The following is a 24,213-nucleotide window of genomic DNA, read 5'->3' on the forward strand; positions in this document are numbered from 1 at the left end:
AGAAACGAAAAGACATCTCCATACAAGAAGTCTAAGACTATTCGAAATAGAACAACAATTATCCCGGTTACTATCCCTGCCAAGAAAGAAGGACGCAGCCACAATAAAAAAAAGAAAAAAGCTGTTGTACCAAAGCTGATGCGAAAATCATCTTGAAACGGGTGAAATTTGAGCTCCCCGGCAATTGGGACGGCAATGAGCATGAGCAGCAGGATCGAAATGGTCTCTCTCATAAAATGTTGCCCGCACTTCCTCATAAGAAGTAGTTCAAAAAGTCGTTAACGTTTATTTCTTAGTTTACTATATTTTTCTATAGATTTTTGTAGTTTTTTATAGACCTCCCCTTACAATGCCGAAGAAAGACATATAAACAGAACATTTAGACTAGGGGGAATTCTCTTGAAGAAACGTCATTTTCTTCTCTCGCTCACACTGCTTCTGTCCATGTCGCTCATGACGGCATGTGGTGGTGGCGGCAACTCTGCACAAGGAGGTGGAGGCAGCTCCAACTCAGGAGGAAGCGCCGACCCCTCCCAATTAATTATCGCAACAGGCGGTACAGGCGGCACTTATTTCCCACTCGGCGGCGGCATGGCTGACCATATTACGAAAAACGCTGGCATCACTGCTACCGCACAAGCCACAGGCGCTTCAGCAGAAAACATTCGCCTCATTCGCGATAAAAAGGCGGACATCGCTTTCACGCAAAACGATATTGCCGAGTATGCGTCAAAGGGAACGAACATGTTCCAGCAAGACGGTAAAATTGATTCTTTCCAAGCATTAGGCGCTCTCTACGATGAAACCATCCAAATCGTCGTCTCTGCTGACAGCAATATTAAAAGCGTTGCCGATTTGAAAGATAAGCGTGTATCTGTAGGCGCTCCCGGAAGCGGCACAGAAGTGAACGCTCAGCAAATTTTGGAAGCATATGGGATGACCTTTGAAGATACCAAGCTCCAGCGCCTCTCCTTTGCTGACTCCGCCAAAGCCATTCAGGACGGTCAATTGGATGCTGCCTTCCAAACTGCCGGTACGCCTACCGCAGCAATCACAGAGTTGGCAGCGACAACTGGTGTAAAAATCATTCCAATTGACGCGGACAAAATCGATGCAATCATCGCCAAATATCCTTACTACGTGAAAACAACGGTCCCTGCCAATACGTACCAAACGGTTCCAGAAGAAGTGACAACCGTCTCCGTCAAATCGATGCTCTTGATTCGCTCCGATCTCAGTGAAGACCTCGTGTACAAAGTAACAAAGGCGATCTTTGAGAACAGCGACAAGCTCGGCCACGCCAAAGCCAAGGAAATCAAGCTGGAGAACGTGAAGAACGGTGTCAGCATCCCTGTTCACCCGGGTGCCCAAAAGTACTTCGACGAAAAAGGCGTGAAGTAAACCAGATGGTTTTTATCAAAGGAGTAACAAAGGATAAAGGGCGGACGTTGTTCCGCCTTTTCTCCTTCTTTCTTCTCATCATTGTCATTTATGCGGGCATCTCCACTCCGTTGATTCCCGCTCTGGTTATCCGGAATACACAATCGAATCAAGTTGTTTGGAGTGCCGACATACAGGATGAAGCAGCTTTTGGCATCCGCTGGACTCATTCCATTCATCGCTCCACAATCGAGGAGCAATACCGGATTGTAGACGGTCAAATTATTTTGTCGGAGATGAGCTTTCACGACTACGGTATCGGCATGGAAAATGAATTGGCTCCTGGCGAGGAGCTGGTTCTGGCCGATGGACGATTCCACATTCGCAATATGCAGCGCTCTTTTCCTGCCCTACGGCTTTTTATCGGGCAAGTACGGGCTAATCATACGTTGCTTTTCGCTGGACAGGATGTTCCTTTGAGCTTGATCGACAAGCCGGGAGAAGCCATCACGATTCAGGCAGAAAAGCGATCCATTCTGAGCGAGTTAGGAGGTTACTAGATGAGTACAACAACGAATATGAACCAGCAAGAGATGGATAAGCTGATCGCACAATACGACAAGGAATCAGCTACACGCCAGCTCGCGGGTCCCATGAAGTGGATCTCTTTTGGTCTACTTGTCCTCTTCTCCCTGTACCAGTTATCCAGCACGCTTTTCTTCACGCTGCCTCCCCAGATTCACCGCCCGATTCACTTAGCCTTCGGGCTAGCACTTGTCTATCTGTTATATGCAGGGACATCCAAAGGCAACAAAGACAAAATCGGAATCGTGAATATCATTCTCGCCCTGTTAGGTGTCTTCGTATCACTTTATTGGGTCATTGACTACGAAGGACTCGTGACCCGAACAGGTAACTATACGACGATGGATATGGTGGTCGGCGGCATTGCTGTCGTGCTTGTCCTTGAGGCTGCACGGCGAGTCGTCGGAATTCCAATTGCTCTTATCGCCACTATTTTTCTTTTATACACCTACTTCGGACCTTACATGCCAGGCTTTTTGGAGCATCGCGGCAGTGATGTCGAACGGATTATCGGACACAGCTACTACACACTGGAGGGTATTCTCGGTACTCCGCTCGCTGTTTCCTCTACCTTTATCTTTTTGTTTGTGCTGTTTGGCGCGTTTCTCGAAAAAACAGGGGTCGGCGAGTATTTTAACGATTTGTCGTTGGTCATTGCAGGGAGACGAATCGGCGGTCCTGCGAAGGTGGCCGTTTTTTCCAGCGCCCTGCAAGGGACGATTAGCGGCAGCTCTGTTGCCAATGTCGTTACCTCCGGCGCCTTTACCATCCCGATGATGAAGCGGCTCGGCTATCGTTCCGAATTTGCCGCAGCGGTGGAAGCCTCGTCCTCTACCGGGGGACAAATCATGCCGCCTGTCATGGGGGCTGCTGCGTTTTTAATGGCGGAGTTCATCGGCGTTCCTTACTTGGAAATCGCCAAATCAGCGATCCTTCCTGCGATTTTATTTTTCGTGGGCATCTGGATTATGACGCACTTCGAAGCAAAGCGACTCGGATTGCGCGGACTCTCCAAGGAAGAACTGCCGGACAAAAAAGAGGTTTTGAAAAAAATGTACTTGCTCCTCCCCATCGTGATCATTATTACAGCCTTGATGATGAACATATCAGCCGAGCGCGCCGCGATTATCGGTATCGTCTCTACGATTGTCGTAGGAGCCTTCCGAAAAGAAACCCGCATGTCTATTGCTGATATTTTTGCAGCGCTTGCCTCTGGTGCCAGAATGGCTCTCGGCGTCGTCGCTGCAACTGCGTGTGCCGGAATCATTGTCGGTACGATTACGTTGACAGGGATTGGGTTGAAGCTGGCAAATGGTCTGATTGATCTGGCTGGCGGCCAACTTTTGCTTACGTTGTTCTTTACCATGATCGCTTCGCTTATTTTGGGAATGGGAACGCCAACAACGGCGAATTACATTATCACTTCAACCATCGCGGCTCCAGCGCTCATTCAATTGGGCGTTCCTGCTATCGCGGCTCACATGTTTACTTTCTACTTCGGAATTGTCGCAGACATCACGCCGCCAGTTGCGCTTGCTGCCTTCGCCGCATCAGGCATTGCCAAATCAAAACCAATCCGGACAGGCGTAGAATCAACACGGCTATCCATTGCGGCTTTTATGGCTCCCTATATTTTCGTCATCTCACCAGCCTTGCTGCTGATTAATACCACTTTGCTGGAATCGATTTGGGTTATGCTGACTTCAACGCTTGGGATGATCGGTGTGGGGGCTGGGTTAATCGGCTACTGGATGTCCAGGCTAAACATCTTGGAGCGCATCCTCGCTGTTGCGGGTGGCGTGCTTGCGGTTATCCCTGGAATCGAAACGGATATCGCCGGCTTTATTTTGCTGGGGCTCGTATTTTCCTTGTCGTATTACAAAGCTCGCAAGCAAAAACAATCTGTGCAAACAACACTGTGAAACAACACAAAAATCCCTCCTGTGCTTTCATTCATGCAAGGAGGGATTTCTTTTGATTATTCGTCTTTGTCAGTTCCAATGATTTTCGTCCAGCCGTCTACTTGCTCCACGCGGCGTTCCTTCATCAGCTTGCCGAGTGCCCGCTTGAAGCTGGACTTGCTCATTTGGAATTTTTCACGGATGACATCCGCTTCTGTTGAATCGGTATAAGGCATCGCCCCGTCACGATTGATCAAATAGCGCAGCAGCTTGTCCGCATCTTCGCCATACTGTACTTCCTTGCGCTCTTTCATGGAACCGTTCAGACGGCCATCCTCACGCACAAAGCTGATACGGCAGCGCACAGTTTGTCCGAGGCGCAGACGCCCTACCATTTCATCACGATGAATGAAAAGGATATGCTCGTCCTCCGTCAACAGGAATGCGCCTGCTTGAATCACTTTGTAGACCGTACCTTCGACAGACTTGTTTTTCATACTCTGATCTGCCTTTGCTGCGATCTTGACGATTTCGTTTTCAGTGACTGGCTTTGCCAAGAGTCTGCCGAGCTTGTCTTGCTTCAGTGCCACCAGCATTTGATCCTTGGGACGCGGCCATTCATCGCTATGCTTAGGCAGGTCATCGATGAACAAGAGCAGATCCTTGTTAATGCCATTGTCCAGGAATACACCCATACGCGGAGAAATGTCCACTACTTCCAGCCAGCCGTATTCACCCATGCCGACATGAGGCATGTCCATGGTCGCAGCCAGTCGGTTCTCGTGATCATGGTACAAAAACACTTCGACCTCATCATCGATATGTAAACGCTCATGCGCTTCATTGGCATGGAGAAACACTTCATCTTTGCCATCGCTTAAAAAATAGCCGATTTCCGTTTTTCGCGCTACCGTCATGGTAAGCGTCATCCCTGCCGCCAAATTGCCGTTCTGAATGATTTGGGGCTCACGCTTTTCACGCATTTGTCTTTTGTACATATGTGTTTTTTCCTCGCTCTCTACCATTGTGCACACTAACTATACCCATCCCCAGCAAGAAAATACCACAACTTTTTTCTAACAAAATAACGATGCGTAACGAAATAGGCAAGTCTTCAATTCACGGACATACACATGACAGTAAGACGGGCTTGGCCCTACTTTTTCAAGACTGGAGTGACTCTTGCCTATGCTGTTGCTGCTTGAACATATTTTTCTTGGCATTGTACAAGGCTTGACTGAATTTTTACCGATATCAAGCACGGGTCATCTCGTCCTGTTTCGCAAAGTGTTTGGCATGCAGGAGGTCGGACTTTTATTTGACACGATGCTTCATTTCGGTACGCTGATTGCTGTCGTTATCGTCTTTTGGCCACAGGTTCGTTTTATCATCATGAATCCGATGAGCAAGCTGACAAAACTATTGGTCGTAGGCACGATCCCTACTGCCGTGATCGGACTGGCATTTGAAGACTATTTTGAAGAAATCTCCCAAACAGGCATTACGATCGGGTGGGAATTTCTTGCGACAGGCGCGATCCTCTGGGCGGTGGAGTCCATGCGCCGCGGCAATCGAAAATTCGAGGAAATCAACTACACGGACGCCCTCATCATCGGAACACTGCAAGGTGCTGCGATTCTGCCTGCTATTTCCCGCTCAGGGCTGACGATTGCCGGTGCCCTCTTGCGCGGAATCGACCGCGCTGACGCTGCGCGCTTTTCGTTTTTAATATCCTTGCCCGCGATTCTGGGTGCTTGTGTCTTACAAACAGTCAAGCTCGTAGAAACACCACTTGAAACAGCATTATTGATCCCGATGCTCGTGGGCACCATGTTTGCCGGACTAGCTGGATATGTAGCCATTCGCTGGATGCTTACCATCATCAGTACAGGCTCCATGAAGGGCTTCGCTATCTACGTCTGGGTATTGGGTGGATTAATTTTACTCATGCAATTCTTGGGTTGGTAAAAAGCCGGCTGCTTGCACGCCGGCTTTCATCTGCTTTCTTCCTTGTCTGGATAACGGCTGGCAATTAATTTGCCTACCAATAAAATAATGCCGTAGAACGCTGTTGCCAAAAGCGAGGTAGCCAGCCACGTCGCTGTCCCCAGCACCAGGTAGAGCGCGGCGTGAGCAACAAAGATACCTACCAGCCACACCATAATGTTCATTCGATTAAAAAACGTTATCAAACTACGCAATTTCCTCGCACCTCCACCATTCCATTTACTACTGTTATAGCCGATGAAACGGTGTTTTATCCCCTTACCGCTCTCCAAGATCAGGATGAGGCACAGTAACCGCAAAGCCTGCTCGCTCCAGAATTTCCGCCAGTACCGAAAACGGTGTGTCAGCAACCTCTCTGTATATTTTCGGCGTATGCAAGTGTATCGCATCCGGAAAATCTTCGCGTAATTTCGTCCGCAATTTTTTCCCGCTATCATCTTCATCTGTAAATATGTATATCTCATCTGCATCTGCCGCTTCCGTTTGGGTGAGCAACTTCTCCCCCTTTTCCAAGCTGTAGGAACCGTACGTACAAAGAATGGTGACAGGCTCAGCCAGCACCCGCAGCAAGCGTTCCTTGTCTGTCTTTCCTTCCACAATCATGACACACCCTGCCATCCGCTCCCACCCTCCCTGACGCATGCTCGTTTTTTTATAGTATACCTCAACATCCAGCTAGGAAAATGAGGATGACTATTCCCTTTCGAAACAAGACATCTTAAAGAAGCATCCATTATCGAACAGGGGGTCGTACCATGTCCAAATTCAAAAGCGCGAAAAACTTGAACCAAAAAGGCTTGGCTGTTGCAGGGCTTACCAGCAGTACGGTTGCGGATGATACGCATACCGATGACAACCAAGGCTCATCCAAGCAGTATCAGCATAATAACCAAGGTTTGCAAAATCAGAAATAAAAAAAGCAGATGAAATAGTTGCTTGGATAAAGATTCCTTAGTAATATAGTTTTATGAATATTGAACAATTCGAACTCACCGAAAAGCGCGTCAAGATTTTTAAAGCATTGGCTGACGAGACACGACTAGCTATCTTGAAAATGCTGTACCATTCCGGAAAAGAACTGAATTGCACGGAAGTGGGCGTAACTTGCGATACTTCGAAGTCGAATGCTTCCTACCATTTCCGGACACTTCGAGAAGCAGGACTGATCAAAGTCAGAAAGGAAGGGCAAACACGGTACATGCGGATTTATAAAGAGACATTTGATCAAATATTGCCTGGCTTTTTAGATACCTTGTGATTGGTATCCTTTTTTTGCCCGTTAGTTAAAAAGTTATTTAACTATAGAATAACAAAACTACGAGGAGAGATTTTTATGGAACGCTTATATTTGATGATTTTTTTCTTCACCATGTTTTTGATCGGGACAAATACATTTATTATCAGCCCACTGCTGCCAACCTTGCGAGAGTTATATGACGTATCTACTAACCAGGCAGCCTGGCTGATCGGAACTTATGCTCTCGGATTTGCTTTGGCCGCTTTAGTCGCCGGTCCGCTATCAGATAATCAAAACAGGAAACATGTGATGGCTGTCGGTATGCTCGGATTTGCAATTTCCACACTTGCATGCGCCTTTGCGCCTGGTTTCACCGCAATGCTTTTCTTTCGCTTCCTTGCTGGAATCTGTTCTGCCTTTATCGGTCCTCAAGTGTGGGCTGCCATTCCTGTTTTGTTTCCCTCTGCTCGTATCGGAAAAGCTATGGGGATTGTCATGGCAGGTCTTTCGGTTTCCCAAGTGATCGGTGTGCCTATAGGCAGTTTTCTGTCCGCTTATCATTGGTCGTTTCCTTTTTTGGCTGTAGGAATTGCTTCTCTCGGAGCTTTTATACTCATAATCCGAAAACTTCCTGATTTATTGCCTCCTACCTCCATAGCCGGAATTGGAACAACCAACGCCCGAGTTGCTATTTTTGCGCGTTACAAGGATCTGTTGCGACTGCCTCAAGCGTCACGCAGCTTTATCGGCTATTTCGTTTTCATGACGGGTGTCTATGCAGTCTTTTCATTCTATGGCGTATGGCTTTCCGATCAATATCAGCAATCCGTTACCGAAATTGGCTTGATCACATTAGTTATCGGGCTTGGCAACACCGTTGGCAGCTTACTCAGCGGCTGGTTACTTGAGCGTTGGAAGAGAAATACGATTTTGACCGTTGGATTTCTGGGCAGCGCCCTGCTTTATCTTGCTTTGCCTTACATACCGGGAGTCGGCTTTTTGCAGGTTGTCCTCTTCTTCATGTACTGCTTCGGCGGTGTACTCGTGCCTGTCCTGATGGGATACTTGCAATCATTGTCCGACACCTCGCGAGGTACCATATCGAGCTTGGCCAACGCTTGCATGTACATAGGGACTTTTATCGCCTCTTCTTTCGCAGGCAGTTTGTATTCTGTTTTTGGATTCGCGGGGGTCAGCATCTTCGCCTCCTTCACTTTTCTTATCGCCTATTTTCTCTTTGTTTTGAGGACGGGTAAATTAAATGTAACCTCACAAGCATGAGTCCTTTACTTTCCCTCTTCGCCTTGCTACGCTATGGTCAAATTCATTTTATCGCAGTCAGCAGGACGGAGAGGGTCAACGTGGATTCATCCTCATCTTTATGGAAAAACAGTTCGTTCCTCAAGCTTTGGCTTGCGCAAATGACGGCAAGCATCGGTGATCATTGCTACAGCTTCGCATTACTCTGGTATTTGCTCCAAGCAACCAAATCGGGTACAGTGCTGAGCCTGCTCGCAATCCCGGAAATGGTGGCAGGTCTCATGTTTTACCTCGTCGGCGGGGTTATGGCTGATCGGTACAGCCCACGCATGCTTATGGTGGGAGCGGATGTTGCGCGAATTGTTGTCGCGATTACGGTTGGCATCCTGGTCTACATGGGTGTAGAAGAGTTTGCCTTTTTTCTGGCAGCCCAATTCTTGTTGGGGTTGTTCTCCAGTCTGTTTCAGCCAGCACGGACCGTTGCACTCAAATCAGTGGTTCCCCAAGAGCAGCTAGGGCGAGCAAATGCCATCTTGGATACAACTTTCCGAACGATTCGGATTATTGCGCCAATGTCGATAGGACTGGTCGCTTCGATCATGCCTCTGTCTACTTTGTTTTTTGTGAACGCAGGCAGCTATTTGATCTCCGTCTTGTTCCTTTATGCCATCCGTATTTCGTTGACCGATCAACAACGAGTATCTGCTACGAAAATGACACCCAGCCAGTACGCCCGGGATATTGCCTCAGGTTTACAGGAGCTAAAACAAAATCGTGTTCTGTTCTTGATTCTTCTCTTTAGCAATATGGGCTTTCTCGTCTGGCAAGTCACTTACTCGGTGGGCTTCCCGTTTATGGCCGAGCGCATGCAGCAAGGAAATGGAAGTACATTAGCTGTCTTGTTGGGCTTTTACGGGATTGGGAACTTGCTGGGAAGCCTGCACATGGCTCGCTCGTTCTACACTCGGTATATGTTTGTGATTTTGATTGGATGGGTGTTTCAGGCAGTCGGATTCCTGTTGCTTACGACAGGAGGCACCGCTCACTGGATTGCCTTCCTCGGAGCTGCCGTGGCAGGGATCGGAGGGCCGCTCATTGGTATCCCGACCGTAACTGCCATTCAAATCAAAGCGTCCAGCAACAGTACAGGCAAAATTTTTGCGATCAACATGCTCATGTTCACCTTCTTTTGTACATTGTCCAGCAGCCTGGGTGCAATCTGGATGGGCAAATGGCCAGTCGAGCAGCTTTTCCTCGTCAGTGGACTATTCCTCGCTGCCATGAGCTTCGCAGGCTTCCTGATTGAAAAACGAAAACCAACCGCACAACACCAATCCTCCTCTGCTTAAGACGGAAGGATTGGTGTTTTCTCATTATTTGCAAAAAAACAATTGCAACTAGAATTTCCATGTCATATAATCTGACATAAATAAAAGTAGTGTCAGGTTATGTGACACAGAAAAGAGGTGGATAGGATGGAACCTACTGTCGCAAGTCTCTCGTCTGCCATTGACGCCACATGGGTCATGGTATCGGCCATTCTGGTCATTCTCATGCAGGTTGGATTCGCCCTGCTGGAAGCTGGTTCTACTCGCATGAAAAACGCTGGTCACGTCGCAGGAAAAACAGTTCTAACCTTCGGCATCTGCTCGATTGCCTTTTGGGCGTTGGGCTTTGGGCTGACGTTTGGAGACGGCAACTCTTTCATCGGACTTTCCGGATTCTTTTTTGACGGCATGCAAAAAGACGCTTTCTCCGCTTTTTCCGCTGCAACTGTTCCTATCTCGATTCTCTTCCTCTTTCAACTCGCTTTTGCAGCCGTTTCACTCGCGATCGCCTGGGGCGGTTTTGCTGAACGCGCCAAGCTGTCCATTTATTTTATTTTCAGCGTACTGTTTACTGTCCTCATCTATCCTGTCGTCGGTCACTGGGTATGGGGCGGCGGTTGGTTGGCACAGCTCGGAATGCAAGACTTCGCTGGTTCTACAGTTGTCCATCTCCAAGGTGCCATCGTCGCACTCGTCGCCACTATCCTTTTGAAGCCTCGTATTGGAAAATACAATCGCGACGGCAGCTCCAATCTGATTCCTGGTCACAATCAGGTCTACTCTGTCTTAGGTGTTCTGTTTCTTTGGATCGGCTGGTTTGGCTTTAACGCCGGCTCCACGCTCGGCAGCACATCAGGATTTTTCGGCTATATCGCCGTTACTACCAATCTCGCTACCGCAGCAGGCGCTGTCGCCGCTCTCGCTATCTCCTGGATCGTCATGGGAAAAGCAGATATTCCAAGCATGCTCAACGGCGTCCTCGCTGCTCTCGTCGCGATTACAGCATCCTGCGCCTTCGTCGATCCGTGGGCAGCTGTCGTGATCGGTGCTGTGTCAGGTATTCTCACATTCTATACATCCATTTGGTTTGACCGCATGGGGATTGATGATCCTGTCTTTGCTTTTTCCGTGCATGGGGTGGCTGGCATTTGGGGAACGTTGTCCACGGGTTTATTCGCTACCCCGGAGCTTGCCGAAAAGGTCGGCGTTGGCGGTCCTGGGCTGTTTTATGGCGGCGGTCTGCATCAGTTAGGGGTTCAGGTCTTGGGCTTGGCTGGCTCCGCGCTTTATGTTTTCATAATAGCCTTCATCATTTTGTATGTATTAAAAGTAACCATTGGCCTGCGAGTCACTGAAGAGGAAGAGGTGGTTGGTCTTGACCTTAGCGAACACGGGGGATACGGCTATCCCGAACTACTCCAGCCTGAACGCGTACGACCGGCTGCACCTACCCAAAGCAACACCTCTCACTCTCTCACCTGAACAAGTGGAAAAAATACGGAACGTTGACTCCTTTGACGAGCTGGCCTTGTTGCGACGAGAATTGTTGGACCCTTCTCCGTTGCGTCCATTGAATCGCGCAGGGGAATTGGCCCCCTTTTCCATCGTCGTCAATCTGATTCACGACAATCTCATTCGACAAGGGGTGCTCCTCGCTGTGAACGACCTTGCCAAAAGAGGCTTGGGTACCCCTCCCGTCCCCTTTGCCTTTTTGCAATTCGGCAGTGGCGGCCGATCAGAGCAAGCACTCATCAGCGATCAGGATAACGGCCTCGTCTATCAACTGCCAGATCATCTGGGCGAGCAGGAAACAGAAAAGATTCATGGCTACTTTCAATTGCTGGGGGCGACGATCGTTGCTGGTTTGGAGGTAGCCGGCTATCCTCCCTGCCAAGGGAATGTGACTTGCCTCTCCCCCAAATGGCGAGGCAGCACCGAACAATGGCTGGACCAAATAGACAGATGGGCCTCTCACCCTATCTGGGAGAACGCCCGTTATTTACTGCTCGCAAGTGACGTGCGTGTCTTATGGGGCGAATCGGCCATTTTTACTCCCGTCCATGACCGCTTCCGTCAATTGCTTGCAGGGAACCTCTTCTTGCTGAATCGACTGGTGAGCAATACGTTGCATTATCGGGTGCCGCTTGGAATCTTCGGCAGAGTTTTACCTGAGGTCCATGGACGCTTCCGCGGCGCCATCAATGTGAAGTACGGCATTTATTTGCCACTGGTGAATTGCGTACGGCATTTTGCCTTGGCGCATGGCATCTTTGCCAGTTCTACCTTGGAGAGACTCGACCAACTCGGTGAAAAAGGAGTCTGGAGCAAAAGCTTTTGTGACGAGGTAGCCGCATACTTCCGGCAAATTCAAGGTTTGCGACTGATCGCTCCTCTCCATTGGGAAGATGGGCAATACACGAGTAATAGCTATATCAAACTAGGGGAGCTGTCTCCTGACACCCAAGTGATGGTAAAACAGTCGATGAAGCTGGCGATCCGTCTGCAAAAAATGACAGAAAAGCTCCCATCCGTTTTTGGGGGATAGGAGGAGATTGCGTGGCAAAATGGGACTTATTCGGTCGCATTTGGCATATGAGCCGGGCTATGTCACCTATAGCAGATGACAAACAGCACATCGCCTATTTGCGCTCTATCTCAAAAGTGAATAAACCAGTCGATTCCAGTGCCGATATTCCTCTACACGATCTGGAGGTTGTCGTCGTCGATCTGGAAACGACCGGTTTTTATCCCGATCACGGAGACGCGATTATATCGATGGGAGCAGTCGCCATGAGAGGAGAACACCTCCTCCTCGGCGACTCTTTTTATACGTTGGTCAATCCCGGTCGGACGATTCCTCCTCACATCCGCTCTCTCACCGGGATTACCGATGATATGGTTGCCGATGCCCCTGAGCTGTTAGAGGCTTTGTCCCGTTTTTTTCAATTCGTTGGAGATCGTCCGCTCGTTGCCCATCATTCTCGCCATGAGCGTGAATTTTTACGATCTGGACTTTGGAAAACGAGCCGGCGTCCGTTTACCCATCGCATGCTGGATACGATGCTGCTCATCCGATTGTTAAATAATCCGATTGGCAACGGCTCGCTGGACGCCCTCTGTGCGGCACACGATATCCCGATCTCACGCAGGCATCACGCTTACTGTGACGCTGTTGCCGCTGGTACGCTCTGGGCGAAGTATTTGATGAAAGCACAATCCCTAGGCTTTACAAACCTGCGGCAGGTTTACGAGGCCGTACGCTAAGAATTAGTTCGAATCGTTCAACAAGTCCTACCAACCAACATGAGGAGAGAATATCATGCTACAGATCAGAGACGCAGTTGTGGGTGACCTACCCGCTATGCTTGCTATTTACAACTACGCGGTGGAAAATCTGGTTGCGACATTTGACTTGGAGCCACAGACGCTTACCCAGCGCGAAGTGTGGTTTCATAAGCACGGTGACAGACATCCGATCATCGTCGCCGAATCGGAAGGGAAAGTAATCGGATATTGCAGCCTGTCCGTTTTCCGTGAGAAGCCCGCCTATCAAAAATCTGTTGAACTGTCTATTTATATCGCCCCTGATCAAAGCGGGAAAGGTGTCGGCACTACCTTGATGAGTGCAATTCTGGAGCGTGCCAGACAACTCGAATACCACACGATCGTAAGCGGAATCGTAGGCGGCAATGACGCCAGCGTGAAGCTGCACGAGAAGTTCGGCTTTACCTTGGCAGGGAAGTTTCAAGAGGTGGGATTCAAGTTTGGAGAGTGGCACGACGTTCATTTTTATCAATGGATGGTCAAGTAACAGCATGCGAAAAGCCGACACCCCTTACAAAAGGAAGTGTCGGCTTATTTGTTATGAAGGAAGCGAATACTTAAAAGTGGCACATCTTAAGCCAGGGTCTAATCCCTTAGCCCTTATGATATTAGTGTAACCGACGGATGATTATAAGTCTATATCTTTTTGAAAATTTCCACTAAAGTATGTGTACCTGGCCAGGGAATCAAAAAACAGGAGGTAAACCTGCTGTGCAATGGCTGTCATGGGATCTGAACCTGAAGACCAGATTGATCGGCGAGACGCTTTTCAACCTATTGTTTTGGATGTACTTTCCCTTTCTTACCCTCCACTTTAGTGATACCTTTGGCAAAAATGTTGCCGGGTTACTCATGACAGTGCCACCGATTATGAGTATGATCGGCAATCTTTTTGGCGGCTATTTGGCTGATCGCTTTGGTCGTCGATATGTCATGCTGTCAGGAGCGTTTTTGCAGGCAGGCATGTTTGTCCTGTTTGCCTTCTCCCTCTCTTCTTGGATCGATTATGTTGCGTTTATTGGAATCGGGCTTGGCAAAGCGGTATACAGCCCGGCGAGTTCTGCGATGGTTGCTGATCTCACCTCAGAAAAAGACAGACGCAAAATCTTCGCTACCTTTGTAACAGCCATGAACATTGGTGCCGTATTGGGACCCGCTCTGGGGGCCATCTTTTTCTTTCAATACCGCAGTGAGCTGCTGTGGACTTGTGCGCTTGTCACTTTTTTGTATTCGATCGCGATCTGGATCAATGTGAGAGAGACACTGCCACAGTCCGTTAAAAGCTCTGTCGCCCCCATCCATTTCCCTTCCGTTATGAAGGAGCAATGGCAGAGCTACGCCGTCATTCTAAGCGACAAAGCCTTCGCCATCTATATTCTCGCAGGCATGCTGATTACGATTGCAATCGTGCAGCTCGATTTATTTTTGGCGGTCTATGTAAAAGAGTTCGTCCCAGCGCAGACACTGCTTTCGTGGAATGCCTGGTCGCTTTCGCTTAGCAGTACGGAGATTTTCGGATGGATGGTGGGTATAAGCGGCCTTCTGTTTGTTCTGTGCGCCCTGCCTGTTACCAAATGGTTCGAGCACTGGAGCGACCGGAATGTCTTCCTCTTATCCTCCTCGCTGTTTGGTGTGGGCATGTATTTGGTGGGATTCACGACGAATGCTTGGCTGTTGTTTGGATGCGTGGTCATTTTTACAGTAGGGGAAGTGATGCGAACTCCGGTCGAGCAGAGCTTCGTAAGCAAATACGCACCAGAACATGCACGAGGACAGTACATGGGTGCCGCTAACCTGCAGTACTCCCTCGGCCGCTTCCTCGCTCCCGTGACCGTCATTCTTTCAGAGTGGATCATGCCGATTGGCGTTTTCACGTTCATCTTGTTATGTGCTCTGTTGAGCGCGTTTCTTTACGTGAAGCTATTCCAAATCGTTCAGAAACGCGAGTCCTCTCCTTACAGCTAAACGACAGCAGAAAACAAAAAGTGGTTGCGCAGCCATAACCTCCTGCCAACCACTTTTTCCTTTTAGCATTATATTTTTTTAGGAGCTTCTAATTTCAAATGGATTCGCTTATGCCGAGGCAGCATCGATTTCTTTCGCCCCTGTCATCTCCAACAAGGCTTCATAAGAGACAGGTAAAAGCGATTCAGCTATACCAGCAGCCGTATAAACCACCGAGAAACGCTTCAAGGAGCGATCCACAAATACAGGCACTTCTTCCTGCAAGGCAAATGGACAAACCGCTCCAACACGGAAGCCTGTCATCTTTTCTACCTCTTCCGGCGAAGCCATCTTCGGCTTTCCTTGTCCAAACGCTGCCTTCACTTGCTTGGGATGGACACGTACATCGCCTGCTGCTACAAACAAGGCGAACTTCTCATCTACCCGAAACAAGATCGACTTTGCGATTTGGCCGATCTCGACACCTAATGCCTGTGCAGCCACTTCAGACGTAGGCAACGGCTGTTCAAACAAAATCGGCTCGATGCTCGAATCATAGCGTTGTACATAGCTGCGAACCTTTTCCAAAGGGCTAGCTGTCATACCCCGTCACTCCCATCTCTACTAAAAAAACGTCATCGCCTTGCGACACACTGCCTGCCGTGACAACCGAAGCATAGACACCGAAGTGATTGTTGTGACGCTTGACGCATGCCTTCAATACGGCAGGAGTCATCGCCAACGTTTCTGGGTCGATATTGACATATACACAGCGTTCGCAGTGCTTGTTGACTTGCAAGGTTACATCATTGATTTTGATCTGTTTGCCCAGCCACTTGTCTTCCGCGAATGGCTCATCATCCTCCAGGACAACGACCAAATTCCCCCGAAAGCGTCGTGGATCTACCTGTTCTGCGCCAATCTGCCGCGCGATCTCTCTGAGAGATGCATCCGTGACCAGCAGAATGTGGTCTTCCCAGTTCACGCCGCCTTCTTGCGGACTACTAATCATAGGCGTAATGGAGCGCTTCGCCGTCTCCGCGACATGGGCAAAAAAAGTATCATCCCACGTATGTACACTGCCATCTCGAGCTTCAATCCGAATCGGCGGGTACGCTTCTTTTCCTGTCCCTTCGCTCATGCTGGCATGATACCCGATAAGAGCGGGCACAACATCCGCACTGAGATACTTACCTTGACGGGCATTATCCAAAAAATAATAGGCACGGTCTCCATACAAGCCAAATTCATCGACCGTACTTGATGCAAGCTCCTCCCCTCGCATTCCTTTGACAGGATGACGGAAAATGGTCTGCAGTGTTCCTACTTTTTTCATTTGGTTCCCCTCCCCAACGCTTTCTCTATCCGGATATAAACGAATTGCGAACCCGCCCCCAAAATGTCAGTCGCTTGTAGCGGGCGAATTTCACTTTGTCAGGTCCCACTCGGCAACGAATGGAACACACATCTCTCCATACTGCCTGTTCGCGATCCAAGCCGATCATAATCTCGGGATTCATGACGATCAGCTCTACTTCATGATGCTTCGGCAATACGAGCGAGCTGTTGATCGTCCGATATGCTTGGTTATTGATCGAAGCGATCTCGGACAACTGAATCGCCTCAATGGACGGGTGAACAATCGCTCCATCCACCGCCTTGTTGTAGGCGGTACTTCCTGACGGTGATGAAACAATCAAGCCGTCGCCGCGAAACGTCTCCAGCTCATCGCCATTTATATAGACGCATGACACCAACGTAGACAGATTCGCGTTACGCAAAACCATTTCATTCAACGCCCACTTTTCGTACTGCTTTCCATCTCTTGTGCTGATTCTGCATTGGACCGTCGGGTATTCCGCGATCAGAGGCTCATCGTTCATCAGACGCTCAACGAATTCGTCCAGCTCCTCGGGACGCCAGTCCGCATAGAAGCCGAGATGTCCCGTATGAATCCCTACATAAGACGGCTCGATCCCGTATTGATGCACGGCCTCCAAAAGTGTCCCGTCTCCCCCAATGGACAACACCATATCCGGTTGCTCACCTGGTCCCTTCACAAAGGTAAACGGGCTATTGGCTGCATGCAGCTTTTCTTTTAATGCTTGTTCCACTTCTCGTGTATAATCGTCATTTCGCAGTACAGTCGCAATCTTCATGCTGGTCTGCCCTCACTTTTATCCTTACAAGCGGTCATATACGCTCTGTTGTTTGTTCTCACTATACCATAGGAAAAATCGACTTGCATAACACGTGTCACCAGCGGTCACTCTGAAAAGACTGCTTGCGAAATTGAGATAAACGTCTCTCTGTAGCTGGTGATATTTCCCGAGGAAGCTCATCCCATGCGAAAAAGCGCATTTCCGCTACTTCTTTGTCATCCTTATTCAATTCTTGGCCAGGTGTGAGGTCGACATGATACAAGGCAATGTGGTCTCGTTTCCCTTCCCGCTCACTGTAAAAAAGATGGCAGAGGGTAAGTCCGTCCACTCGCATTCCGCACTCCTCCCACAACTCCCTGCGAGCAGCATCCCCAAACGACTCTCCTCGCTCTACCCCTCCTCCCGGCAAATACCAGCCATGGACATACGTATGCCGAATTAACAAGACTCCCTTTTCTTCATCCGTTACAATGACACGAACACCTAAGGTGAGAGGCTTGCGGATTTTCCAATACCATTTCGCCACTGCATGGTACCAGGCCATATTTCCACCTCGCTTTTTCCATGTGCTACCATTCTTTAGCCACCTATATTTTCCCTGCCATGAACAAGAAAAAAACAGGCCTATCAACGGCCTGTCTCACGCGAGGCGATTCTCCAGCTCTTTGACAACCGCCTCTGCTTTTCGAATCCACCTCGAATCAACCTGCGCGTCCTTGTCTACCGGCTCCTGAAACTGATTCATCAAACCCGAAGCGAGCGCCTCCGTGTAGCCGATATCTTCCTCTACCCCAGTCTGGTACACATGTCGGATCACAAACGGCCGCCCGAGTTCCAGCCATGCATCCGGGCTGTCGAGCTCGCCTTGCAATACTTTTACAGGCAAGCGCAAAAAGACCGTATTTTTATCATCCAGCGCCCGGTCGAAGTACCCTTGCTCATAATCCCAGTTGGATAATGTAAAATGCGGCTGAAGCGCTTCACGAAAATAGCCAAATGTCGCCCGCGTGCCTGGCAAGCTGCTGTTTATTTCTTTCATCTTCAATCCCTGCCTTTATTTATTCTGTGAGAAACGTCCACCGTTTTGTTCGTAGTGTGTGACAAAAGACGAGGTTGTACTCTCACATCTACAAAAAGCAGCAAGCCTCTTAAGCCGTGATGGCCTTGAGAGGCTTGTAAATTCCCCACCATTAAATCAAGACAATCGTCAGGAGTGTATAGAGCGCCAGTGGAATGATTTTACGTCCGTTCCGGCATTTTTTGCGTCTTCTTCTCCCTTGAACTTTTGGCAAAACATATGGCGGTGGGGGTGGTGGCGGCGGCGGACAAAAAAATGGCGGATACGGCGGGAATGGTGGAAATGGCGATAGATTTTGCTCCCAAGGACTTACCTGCGGCTTCTGCTCGCTATACGGACTGACTTGGGGCGCGGGACGATTACTGCTGCTATATGGGCTGACTTGGGGTGCGGGACGGTTGCTGCTGCTATACGGGCTAACCCGTGCGTTGTTGGAACTGCCAAAAGGACTGATCTGATTGTATGGATTGTACTCATCGCCATAGGGACTTACCTGCGGATAGAATGGATTGTTGCCGCCATAAGGACTGAGATCGCCATAGGGAGGATAGCCTGCATACGGATTGTAGCTCACATACTGGTAGTAATAATCAGGATATTGTCCCCATCCTCCATACGGTTGACGACTAGCTACCTCCATCACATGATAAGGGTTGTAGTCCTCATAGTCTTCATAACCATACTCCTGGAAATCTTCTTCCTCCGCATCCTCGTCTACAACTTCTACGTATACGTTCTGATCATCATAATCGACAATGACGCCTTCAAACACTTGCCCGTCAATTGCTTCGATGCGCACTTTTTTCTCCACGTGCTCCTTGCAGATGTTGTGCACATTTTCTCGCATATCCTTTAACAGGCTGACAAATTGAATGTCAGCCTGATACAGGTTTTTTTGAGAATCAGACTGCATGGAAACTCCTCCCCTTCTGGTGTTTCTTTATTACCATATACAAGTGCCCATGGGGAGGTTACCGGAATCTAGGCGAGACTAGCCCAATTTACAGAAAGCGGGCAGGTAAAAATGGCAAAAGGCGCTCCGTCTCCCCTTTTTCCACAAAGTCCGCCATCGATTTAGCAGTGACGGGAGAAAGCAGGATACCATTGCGAAAATGTCCACCTGCAATCGACAGTCCTTCCCAGCCAGGAACGGGGCCCAAGAGTGGCTTGCCATCTTGTGTCGCAGGTCGAAGTCCACCCCAAGCCTCCAGAAAGGTAGCAGAGTGTAGCGCAGGAACATACGGCATGGTCCCTTGCAGGATACTGGCTAACCCCGCCATTGTGACGTCCCGTTGGAAGCCACTCTCATCCTCAGTCGCACCAATGACAATTTTTCCATCCTTTTTCGGAGTGATGTAGCCTGTCGTTCCAAAAATCACTGTTCGCAACGGAATGCCCACGGACGAGACGGCCGCAATCTGTCCACGTACAGGGCGAATCGGCACGGAAACACCAAGCATCTCCAGCATCATTCCAACCCACGCTCCCGAGGAAATCACCGTCTGTGCGGCACGCAGTGACCCTGTAGAAGTCTCGATTCCGATCACTTTTCCGCCTTTGACCGCAATGCCGCTCACCACACAGCCAGATAACAGCTTTACTCCTTGCAATTGGCAAGCCGTAGCCAAGGCGTGAAGAAGCATTCGATTGTTGATGTGTCCTTCGTACGGCGAATAGATGGCCGCTTGCACTTGATCGGTCAGAAGCGGCTCTACCTCTTTCACTTGCGCTGTATTCGAGAGCCATTGCACAGCATGTCCCGCTTCTTTTTGCCAACGGTACTTGTCTGTGAGCTGTTGGACTTCTTCCTCATGTAACGCGACGGTCAGCAACCCATCCAGGCTTAGCTGTACATCTCCACCAGTCAATTCCTCCAGCTCAGCTGCCCATTCCGGGTATAGCGCAAGTGACTCCATGCCCAAGTCGAGCATGGATCCAGGTGCCGTGAATTCCTTCAAAGGAGCAAGCATTCCGGCCGCAGCGGAAGACGCCTGCCCTCCCCATTCGCCCTGCTCGACCAAGGTAACGCTCACCCCGCGCCGTGACAGCTCATATGCCAAGCTCAATCCGATGATTCCTCCACCCACTACCAGACAATCACTCATCTTTTTTCTCTCCTCACTAAGTTGCAATTATGTCTAATAAAAAACGACTCGTACGTTGCTGTTGCGGCGTGGAGCAAACAGGAGAAAACGCTCAGCTTCTAGGGCCACCCCCTGTGGGATTGACTGCACGACTCCATGCAAAAAGCGAAACCGCGTCCAAAGTGGTATCTTCAAGGATGTGTTGCAGAGGTGGACGCTTAAGAGCGTGTTTCGCTTTTTGCATTCCGTCTCGGTCGGTGTCCCTAAGATCTTCGCTTAGTTCTCCTGTTTCCTCTACGAGCTTTTCGTGTTATCCGATTCCTAAAGATTTTTAATTAATGAAGAACGCAATCAGTTACGCCAGAGAAGAATATTTCCAGACGTAGCGACTTGTGGAGTCCTACTGAGCGGAGAAGGGATTCGCGGGCAACAGAAACGCAACGTGCCCATGCTACGAAGCGGCTACCACTTTTGCGTTTCCCCGCGAATCCCTCCGGAGCGGGCAGTCCCAGCCCCCAGCAGGACGGAGCCTGGAGCCTAGACTGGAAATATTCTTCTCTCCACTACAGCCACATGTCCACCTCATAATAAAAAGCCCACCAATTCCAATAGCAGGAAAAGGTGGGCTACATACGCATAGATAACAATAAGCCAAAAGCGCTGTCTGCCGGCAACCGTATCCCTGCGCCAGCATGATCCGGATCAGGTGCAATGGGTCGATGGTCGATTGCTTCCATCCTCTCAGCCCCGCATGAAGGACTCCCCAAGTTGCTTGTTCATTATCATATTCCTTTGTAAGTATAGTCCTGTTTGCAACCATCTGACAAGCACGTCCGCTGGTTAATCCTCATCCTTCACATCGTAGCTCTCTGGAATCGGGTCATGACGTGCAGCATCCTCGAACTCCCGAAGCTTGCGAATTTCCTCCAGATGATGATTGAATTGCTCTTTGTTGATGATGTACTCATTGCCGTCATGGACAGCACGGATGCGCCCCTGCTTGATTTTTTCCATAATAAACGTCTCGGGAAGCTCCAAATAGGCGGCTGTCTCCTCAACGGTCAAATACGTCTTATTCTCGCGCAATCTAGCCTCCAGTTCCGCTTTCTGCCGCTCGTAGCCCGGCTTGCCCAGCAAGGCAAACATATTGGCTTTGTACGCCTCCACCCCTGGCTGATCAAACGGATTGACGCCCAGCAAATAGCCGCTGATTCCGCATGCCTTTTCAAAAAAGTAAATCAGTCCGCCGAGATAGTAAGCTGTCGCCTCCGGTATTTCCACAAGCAGATTCGGTACGCCGCCGTCCACATGGGCCAGCACCGTTCCCTCGAAAGCCTTTTTATTGACATACCCCATTCGTTTTCCGGTCAAAAAATTCAATCCGTCGACGTCAGCGGGGTCCTCCTGAACAGTCAAATCCACAGCGGGCTTCGTCACAGACACAACGGTCTCAAACAAATGCCTCATACCGTCCTGTATGTATTGGCCCAACGAATGCAAGTCTGTTGAAAACTCGGCAGAAGCCGGAAAAATTCCTTTGCCATCCTTGCCCTCCGATTCCCCGAAGAGCTGCTTCCACCACTCCGCAAAGTAGCGAAACTGCGGTTCATAGCTGACCAACAGCTCTACTGTCTTGCCTTTTCGATAGAGTGCATTGCGAATCGCCGCATACTGATAGCACGGATTATCACGCAAATCCATGACCATGTAACGTTCGCGTGCATCCCTTGCCCCTTGCATGAGTGCATCCATGTTCGCCCCGCTTACCGCGATCGGCAACAATCCTACCGCGGTCAGGACTGAATACCGCCCACCGATATCATCCGGAATGACAAAGCACTCATAGCCCTCGTCATCCGCCAGCTTTTTCAGGGCGCCCCGTTGTTTATCGGTCGTAATGTAGATTCGTTTTTTGGCCTCTTCACGTCCGTATTTCTTTTCCAGCCATTCCCGAAAAAGTCGAAACGCGATAGCTGGCTCTGTCGTCGTGCCCGATTTTGAGATGACGTTGACGGACACATTTTTTCCTTCTAATACGTCCATCAGATGAGAGATATAAATCGGACTGATATTGTTGCCCACAAAATAAATCTCTGGAAAACGCCGCTTGGACTTCGGCAGCAAATTGTAGAAGCTGTGGCCCAAAATGTCAAGCACCGCTTTTGCCCCTAGATACGAGCCTCCGATGCCAATCACCAGAAGCACATCCGAATTCGATTGAATCCGTGCTGACGCTTGGCGAATTCGCTCATACTCATCCCGGTCGTATTGTTCCGGCCAATCGACCCACCCAAGATAATCCTTGCCTGGTCCAGTCCTTGAATGAAGCATTTGATGCGCAATTTCGATCGCTGGAGAAAGCTGCTCCCACTCATGCTGTTTGACAAAGGCTCGAGCGTTGGCGTAATCAAAACGAATCGTTTTGTTCATAGCTCCCCTCCGAGGAACGTCATCTCATCTCTTTCTATGATATCACGGCAATTGGCGGCAAAGAACTTTCCGACAAAACGTATCAAAATGCACTTAATTATGTCCAAAATGTGAACACTCGGCATTTCATGTTACCTTTTTCCAGTACTACCGTAAAAACCTTTCGAGCAATGAAATAATATGGTTCTTACCAAAGCAAGGAGAATGAACATGAAAAAACGATGGTGGATCATCGGTTCCGTCGTAGTCCTCCTGGGCATCGGGGGCGTTGCGTTTTCTATGATGGGATCGCAACAAGCTATGGGAATGCCTGTCAACATCGGCGCACCAACGAAATCAGCTTTGGAAAGCAAGGTTTTGACATCAGGGCTCGTCACCGTAGAAGACAAGCTCAAACAGTACGCCAACGTCACAGGAACCTTACGCGAGTTTGTCGTCAAGGAAGGCGACAAGGTGAAAAAGGGACAAGTGATTGCGAAAATCGACACGTCCGATGTCGATAGCCGAATCCTCGAGCTGGAAGCGCAAATGGAATTGGCCAAAGCCAACCTCGCCAAGGCACAAATCGGCAACGAACCCGAAGAAGTCGCACAAGACCAAGAACGTGTCTCCCAAGCCCAGCGTGAATACGATGCGGCAAAGCGAGAATATGATCGAATGAATCAATTATTCACTTCTGGCGCTTCTACTCAGCAAGAACTGGACAAGTTGAAATCACAAATGGATAGCGCTCTATCTACGCTGAATGTCGCCAATCAACAGCTCGCTCTCAAGCAAAAGGGGCCACGCAAGGAAGACATTGCTGCTCAGCAAGCCCAAATCAACAAGCTGAATGTAGAAAAAGCACAGCTGAATAAAGAACGTGTCCAAAGCGTCGTCGTAGCACCTATGGATGGAACCGTCATTGGCGTTGCAGCGGATAACGGTCAATACGTCAACAAGGGAACAGAAATTTTGACCCTTGCCAATCTGAACAATCTGTTGATTGAAGCAGACATCAACGAATCCGATGTCAACAAGCTCAAAATCGGTCAATCTGCCACGATTGAAGGCGTGACGCTCGGAAAGAAAAAGCTGAATGCGGAAGTAGCTCGCATCTCTCCAACCGCGACCACTACTGCCACCAAGTCGGGGCAAGGTGAAAAAACACGCGTCAAAGTCACCCTCAAGCCATCTGGAGATGTATCTGCTTTGAAGCCTGGCTTCCATGTGGACATCAACATCTCCGTCGAAAAAATCGATAATGCCATGCAAGTGCCAATCGAAGCTGTGCAGCAAGATGCTGACGGCAGTACCTTTGTCTGGGTATCTGCTAATGGTGTTGCGAAAAAGCAAAAGGTCGATACCGGTATGGAAAATGAGTTGTTCACTCACGTCAAGTCTGGACTTACCGGCGATGAGCAAGTGATTTTAGGCCCTGTCGAATCCCTGACTGAAGGAGCACCTGTCATGCCGATGACTGGCGGCGGCGCACCAATGGGTATGTAACACGT

General features: G+C 49.3%; 25 protein-coding genes, 1 pseudogene and 1 riboswitch. Of the genes and pseudogenes, 14 read left to right on the forward strand and 12 right to left on the reverse strand.

The genetic code is table 11. From position 1 onward, the window contains the following. The first annotated feature begins 399 nt into the window (after positions 1–399). From FB479_RS23550 to FB479_RS23560, 3 genes are read left to right on the forward strand one after another with little or no spacing between them, the layout of a single operon-like run. Entirely contained in the window at positions 400–1,401 is a 1,002-nt protein-coding gene (locus FB479_RS23550) for a TAXI family TRAP transporter solute-binding subunit (RefSeq protein ID WP_106654169.1), read from the forward strand. A gap of 5 nt (positions 1,402–1,406) precedes the next feature. Continuing rightward, a complete protein-coding gene (locus tag FB479_RS23555) occupies positions 1,407–1,940 on the forward strand; it encodes a DUF1850 domain-containing protein (RefSeq protein ID WP_142066902.1) in 534 nt (177 codons plus the stop codon). Next, a complete protein-coding gene (locus FB479_RS23560; protein ID WP_106654167.1) occupies positions 1,941–3,887 on the forward strand; it encodes a TRAP transporter permease in 1,947 nt (648 codons plus the stop codon). 56 nt (positions 3,888–3,943) lie between these two features. On the opposite strand, the gene FB479_RS23565 is transcribed toward FB479_RS23560, so the two are convergent. After that, positions 3,944–4,864, reverse strand: coding sequence for a CvfB family protein (locus tag FB479_RS23565; RefSeq protein WP_142066903.1), 921 nt, complete (start codon positions 4,862–4,864; stop codon positions 3,944–3,946). A gap of 190 nt (positions 4,865–5,054) precedes the next feature. On the opposite strand from FB479_RS23565, the gene FB479_RS23570 reads away from it, so the two are divergent. Beyond that, a complete protein-coding gene (locus FB479_RS23570) occupies positions 5,055–5,834 on the forward strand; it encodes an undecaprenyl-diphosphate phosphatase (RefSeq protein ID WP_185746406.1) in 780 nt (259 codons plus the stop codon). Between the two features lie 26 nt (positions 5,835–5,860). Here the strand turns inward: FB479_RS23570 and FB479_RS23575 are convergent, their stop codons facing one another. Together FB479_RS23575 and FB479_RS23580 are read right to left on the reverse strand one after the other, a co-directional pair. Beyond that, positions 5,861–6,067, reverse strand: coding sequence for a hypothetical protein (locus tag FB479_RS23575; RefSeq protein WP_106654164.1), 207 nt, complete (start codon positions 6,065–6,067; stop codon positions 5,861–5,863). Positions 6,068–6,131: 64 nt separating this feature from the next. Further along, the gene (locus FB479_RS23580) at positions 6,132–6,491 is read right to left on the reverse strand and encodes a toprim domain-containing protein (protein ID WP_106654163.1); all 360 of its coding nucleotides are present in this window, start codon (positions 6,489–6,491) and stop codon (positions 6,132–6,134) included. Positions 6,492–6,628: 137 nt separating this feature from the next. Here FB479_RS23580 and FB479_RS30615 point away from each other — a divergent pair, with 137 nt between their 5' ends. From FB479_RS30615 to FB479_RS23620, 9 genes are all read left to right on the forward strand, one after another. Further along, positions 6,629–6,787 carry a hypothetical protein gene (locus FB479_RS30615; RefSeq protein WP_164724523.1) on the forward strand — a complete coding sequence of 53 codons (159 nt, stop codon included), beginning with the start codon at positions 6,629–6,631 and terminating at the stop codon, positions 6,785–6,787. Positions 6,788–6,840: 53 nt separating this feature from the next. After that, positions 6,841–7,131: an ArsR/SmtB family transcription factor gene (locus tag FB479_RS23585; RefSeq protein WP_142066905.1), complete on the forward strand. Its 291-nt coding sequence runs from the start codon at positions 6,841–6,843 to the stop codon at positions 7,129–7,131. Between the two features lie 75 nt (positions 7,132–7,206). Continuing rightward, complete coding sequence (locus FB479_RS23590; RefSeq protein ID WP_142066906.1) at positions 7,207–8,391, forward strand: MFS transporter; 1,185 nt, start codon at positions 7,207–7,209, stop codon at positions 8,389–8,391. Between the two features lie 80 nt (positions 8,392–8,471). Beyond that, a complete protein-coding gene (locus FB479_RS23595) occupies positions 8,472–9,719 on the forward strand; it encodes an MFS transporter (protein ID WP_142066907.1) in 1,248 nt (415 codons plus the stop codon). A gap of 126 nt (positions 9,720–9,845) precedes the next feature. Continuing rightward, positions 9,846–11,180: an ammonium transporter gene (locus FB479_RS23600; RefSeq protein ID WP_142066908.1), complete on the forward strand. Its 1,335-nt coding sequence runs from the start codon at positions 9,846–9,848 to the stop codon at positions 11,178–11,180. Between the two features lie 49 nt (positions 11,181–11,229). Next, positions 11,230–12,243 carry a DUF294 nucleotidyltransferase-like domain-containing protein gene (locus FB479_RS23605; RefSeq protein WP_185746409.1) on the forward strand — a complete coding sequence of 338 codons (1,014 nt, stop codon included), beginning with the start codon at positions 11,230–11,232 and terminating at the stop codon, positions 12,241–12,243. An 11-nt stretch (positions 12,244–12,254) separates the two neighbouring features. Next, complete coding sequence (locus tag FB479_RS23610; RefSeq protein ID WP_142066909.1) at positions 12,255–12,962, forward strand: 3'-5' exonuclease; 708 nt, start codon at positions 12,255–12,257, stop codon at positions 12,960–12,962. 55 nt (positions 12,963–13,017) lie between these two features. After that, the gene (locus tag FB479_RS23615; protein ID WP_142066910.1) at positions 13,018–13,509 is read left to right on the forward strand and encodes a GNAT family N-acetyltransferase; all 492 of its coding nucleotides are present in this window, start codon (positions 13,018–13,020) and stop codon (positions 13,507–13,509) included. A 224-nt stretch (positions 13,510–13,733) separates the two neighbouring features. Beyond that, positions 13,734–14,987, forward strand: a complete 1,254-nt coding sequence (locus FB479_RS23620; protein WP_142066911.1) for an MDR family MFS transporter — start codon at positions 13,734–13,736, stop codon at positions 14,985–14,987. 108 nt (positions 14,988–15,095) lie between these two features. Here the strand turns inward: FB479_RS23620 and FB479_RS23625 are convergent, their stop codons facing one another. From FB479_RS23625 to FB479_RS23665, 9 genes and pseudogenes are all read right to left on the reverse strand, one after another. Further along, on the reverse strand, positions 15,096–15,569 hold the full coding sequence (locus FB479_RS23625; protein WP_142066912.1) for a YbaK/EbsC family protein: 474 nt from the start codon (positions 15,567–15,569) through the stop codon (positions 15,096–15,098). Further along, the gene (locus FB479_RS23630) at positions 15,559–16,302 is read right to left on the reverse strand and encodes an MOSC domain-containing protein (protein WP_142066913.1); all 744 of its coding nucleotides are present in this window, start codon (positions 16,300–16,302) and stop codon (positions 15,559–15,561) included. Before FB479_RS23630 ends, FB479_RS23625 begins: the two co-directional genes overlap by 11 nt. Before the next feature lie 25 nt (positions 16,303–16,327). Continuing rightward, the gene (locus tag FB479_RS23635) at positions 16,328–17,125 is read right to left on the reverse strand and encodes an NAD kinase (RefSeq protein ID WP_088910792.1); all 798 of its coding nucleotides are present in this window, start codon (positions 17,123–17,125) and stop codon (positions 16,328–16,330) included. A gap of 97 nt (positions 17,126–17,222) precedes the next feature. Beyond that, a complete protein-coding gene (locus FB479_RS23640) occupies positions 17,223–17,672 on the reverse strand; it encodes an NUDIX domain-containing protein (protein ID WP_142066914.1) in 450 nt (149 codons plus the stop codon). Between the two features lie 96 nt (positions 17,673–17,768). Next, positions 17,769–18,167, reverse strand: a complete 399-nt coding sequence (locus FB479_RS23645; RefSeq protein ID WP_142066915.1) for a YugN-like family protein — start codon at positions 18,165–18,167, stop codon at positions 17,769–17,771. Between the two features lie 151 nt (positions 18,168–18,318). Continuing rightward, a complete protein-coding gene (locus FB479_RS23650) occupies positions 18,319–19,119 on the reverse strand; it encodes a hypothetical protein (protein WP_142066916.1) in 801 nt (266 codons plus the stop codon). An 88-nt stretch (positions 19,120–19,207) separates the two neighbouring features. Next, entirely contained in the window at positions 19,208–20,311 is a 1,104-nt protein-coding gene (thiO, locus tag FB479_RS23655) for a glycine oxidase ThiO (RefSeq protein ID WP_142066917.1), read from the reverse strand. Positions 20,312–20,949: 638 nt separating this feature from the next. Further along, positions 20,950–21,066: riboswitch (TPP riboswitch) on the reverse strand. A gap of 64 nt (positions 21,067–21,130) precedes the next feature. Further along, positions 21,131–21,376, reverse strand: a complete 246-nt coding sequence (locus FB479_RS31300; protein ID WP_318533228.1) for an excisionase family DNA-binding protein — start codon at positions 21,374–21,376, stop codon at positions 21,131–21,133. Next, positions 21,371–22,720: pseudogene (locus FB479_RS23665) on the reverse strand (glucose-6-phosphate isomerase); the annotation flags it as partial. The pseudogene FB479_RS23665 and the gene FB479_RS31300, both read right to left, overlap by 6 nt. Positions 22,721–22,930: 210 nt before the next feature. Here FB479_RS23665 and FB479_RS23670 point away from each other — a divergent pair. Beyond that, positions 22,931–24,208, forward strand: coding sequence for an efflux RND transporter periplasmic adaptor subunit (locus FB479_RS23670; protein ID WP_142066919.1), 1,278 nt, complete (start codon positions 22,931–22,933; stop codon positions 24,206–24,208). Positions 24,209–24,213 lie beyond the last annotated feature (5 nt).

The organism is Brevibacillus sp. AG162 (assembly GCF_006715575.1).
Lineage (GTDB): Bacteria > Bacillota > Bacilli > Brevibacillales > Brevibacillaceae > Brevibacillus > Brevibacillus brevis.

Coding starts and splice junctions, on each gene's coding strand:
- FB479_RS23555 (WP_142066902.1), top strand. CDS start 1,407: ATGGTTTTTATCAAAGGAGTAACAAAGGATAAAGGGCGGACGTTGTTC.
- FB479_RS23560 (WP_106654167.1), top strand. CDS start 1,941: ATGAGTACAACAACGAATATGAACCAGCAAGAGATGGATAAGCTGATC.
- FB479_RS23565 (WP_142066903.1), bottom strand. CDS start 4,864: ATGTACAAAAGACAAATGCGTGAAAAGCGTGAGCCCCAAATCATTCAG.
- FB479_RS23570 (WP_185746406.1), top strand. CDS start 5,055: ATGCTGTTGCTGCTTGAACATATTTTTCTTGGCATTGTACAAGGCTTG.
- FB479_RS23580 (WP_106654163.1), bottom strand. CDS start 6,491: ATGGCAGGGTGTGTCATGATTGTGGAAGGAAAGACAGACAAGGAACGC.
- FB479_RS30615 (WP_164724523.1), top strand. CDS start 6,629: ATGTCCAAATTCAAAAGCGCGAAAAACTTGAACCAAAAAGGCTTGGCT.
- FB479_RS23585 (WP_142066905.1), top strand. CDS start 6,841: ATGAATATTGAACAATTCGAACTCACCGAAAAGCGCGTCAAGATTTTT.
- FB479_RS23590 (WP_142066906.1), top strand. CDS start 7,207: ATGGAACGCTTATATTTGATGATTTTTTTCTTCACCATGTTTTTGATC.
- FB479_RS23600 (WP_142066908.1), top strand. CDS start 9,846: ATGGAACCTACTGTCGCAAGTCTCTCGTCTGCCATTGACGCCACATGG.
- FB479_RS23615 (WP_142066910.1), top strand. CDS start 13,018: ATGCTACAGATCAGAGACGCAGTTGTGGGTGACCTACCCGCTATGCTT.
- FB479_RS23625 (WP_142066912.1), bottom strand. CDS start 15,569: ATGACAGCTAGCCCTTTGGAAAAGGTTCGCAGCTATGTACAACGCTAT.
- FB479_RS23630 (WP_142066913.1), bottom strand. CDS start 16,302: ATGAAAAAAGTAGGAACACTGCAGACCATTTTCCGTCATCCTGTCAAA.
- FB479_RS23635 (WP_088910792.1), bottom strand. CDS start 17,125: ATGAAGATTGCGACTGTACTGCGAAATGACGATTATACACGAGAAGTG.
- FB479_RS23640 (WP_142066914.1), bottom strand. CDS start 17,672: ATGGCCTGGTACCATGCAGTGGCGAAATGGTATTGGAAAATCCGCAAG.
- FB479_RS23645 (WP_142066915.1), bottom strand. CDS start 18,167: ATGAAAGAAATAAACAGCAGCTTGCCAGGCACGCGGGCGACATTTGGC.
- FB479_RS23650 (WP_142066916.1), bottom strand. CDS start 19,119: ATGCAGTCTGATTCTCAAAAAAACCTGTATCAGGCTGACATTCAATTT.
- thiO (WP_142066917.1), bottom strand. CDS start 20,311: ATGAGTGATTGTCTGGTAGTGGGTGGAGGAATCATCGGATTGAGCTTG.
- FB479_RS23670 (WP_142066919.1), top strand. CDS start 22,931: ATGAAAAAACGATGGTGGATCATCGGTTCCGTCGTAGTCCTCCTGGGC.